Source organism: Streptomyces sp. NPDC088766 (genome assembly GCF_044750845.1).
Classification (GTDB): domain Bacteria; phylum Actinomycetota; class Actinomycetes; order Streptomycetales; family Streptomycetaceae; genus Streptomyces.
In genome coordinates, this window is record NZ_JBIVKQ010000061.1 from 1 (window position 1) to 1,613 (window position 1,613).

Consider the following 1,613-nt stretch of genomic DNA (forward strand, 5'->3'; position numbering starts at 1 on the left):
CTAGCTTGATCTTTAACCTGTGCGGCGTGGGCGCGGAGTGGTCGACTTCTTGGCCCGGGACGTAGTGGTGCCCGTCTTGCGGGGTGTGTGGACGTCGTGGCGTGGAGTGGGCCGGGTGTTCTTTCGGCCGGGAGGCCGTCCAGGTCCGGGGCGGTTGGATTTCGGTGCCCCGGCCGGGCAGAGCACTTTGGGGCGGATGTGCCGGAAGTCGCGGCGGACGCGTGCCGGGGTCAGTCTGTCCGGGGGAACGGGCCTCTCCCATGGGCGACGCCGGTCGGCTGCCAGTGGCCGGGCGAGGCGGAGTTGGGTGTAGGCGGCGAGGATCAGCCAGGTCCAGCGGTCCGCCGCCTCGGGGGTGCGGATCTTCGGGCAGGTCCAGCCGAGAGTCTGCTTGAACAGACGGAAGGTGTGCTCGATGTCGAAACGACGCAGGTAAGCCTGCCAGAGCCGGTCGGTGCCGGCGGCGTCTGCGGCGGTGCCGGACCACCACAGCCAGACCGGCTTCGGGGTGGCTCCGCTGGGGAGGTGCTCGATGTCCAGGCGGATCACGGTGCCTTCGACGATCGGGAGGATGCCGTCGGCTGTTGCCCAGGACGAGCGGTGGGTGAGCTTGGGGTGGAGCCGGTCCCAGGACCGGGCGAGGGCAGTGCCGTAGAGGCGTGTGTCGGTGACGGTTTCGTTGTCCGGGGTGCCCCAGGTGTCGGGCTGTCCGAAGACGAACTCGCCGCCATGCCGGGGCGGCCGGCCCCTGGTGTGAGGCTGCCGCGGCGGGGTCGGCCTGCGCAGGACGCGGTCCGAGCGCATCCTGGCCAGCACCTGCACCGGCAGGTCCTGCAGGAGATGGGCCAGGCGGGGCGCGTCGTATCCAGCGTCCGCGATGACGAGGATGCCTGGGTCACCCGTCCGCCACTGACCTGCGGTGATCAGCCGCTCAACCAGGTCACGCAGCTGCCGGGCGGTGACGGTGGCGGCGTCATCCCCGGGCGCCAGACGCAACGCGTCCAGGGGCGCGGTCCACGAGCTGCGGCCCGGCTCGAGCGCGCAGACGATCGAGTAGGGCCAGCCGGGAACCGGGATGTGCTGGTCCTTCCCCCGACCGTAGGTATGGCACAGGATCCGCTCCGGTGAGGTGTGAGCGTCCGGCCGCAGCCAGCAGGTGACATCGACAGCCAGGACCAGCCGGCCGTCCGCCGACCGGGGCAGCGGCACCGAAGCCAGGGACCGCCGCATCCGGTCCGCGTCGATCCGGCCCTGGGCGAGCGCGGCGTAGAGCCCTCCGTGCCCGCGGCGGTGTTCGCCCACCAGCGACAGCTCGGCCAGCGACCTCACCGGCCCGTCCCCGCACAACACCGCATCCGCAAGCTCGAACAGGGCGTCCGAACGGGCGTTGAGACACGAGTAGAACTCGCCCCGGAAGCAGGACAGATCCGCCAACGGCTCTCGCCGGGCATCGTGATGTTGCAGACTCATCCTCACGGCCTTCGTGCTGGACGTGTGTGTTCCTTGGTCGGAGCACATGTTCAGACGAAGGCCGCTTCCACGTACGGCAGTTACCGAACCGAGTGATCAAGTACGACGCACCGTTCGACGGCGCACGTTAAAGATCAAGCTAG

1 protein-coding gene is annotated in these 1,613 nt (G+C 69.7%); it reads right to left on the minus strand.

The window, feature by feature from the left end; all coding sequences use genetic code 11:
• Positions 1-12: 12 nt before the first annotated feature.
• Positions 13-1,470, minus strand: a complete 1,458-nt coding sequence (locus ACIP5W_RS35715) for an NF041680 family putative transposase (RefSeq protein ID WP_401482249.1) — start codon at positions 1,468-1,470, stop codon at positions 13-15.
• Between the last annotated feature and the right edge of the window lie 143 nt (positions 1,471-1,613).

Bases quoted from the DNA above. Each gene is read 5' to 3' on its own strand.
- ACIP5W_RS35715 (WP_401482249.1), bottom strand. From the start codon at position 1,470: ATGAGTCTGCAACATCACGATGCCCGGCGAGAGCCGTTGGCGGATCTG.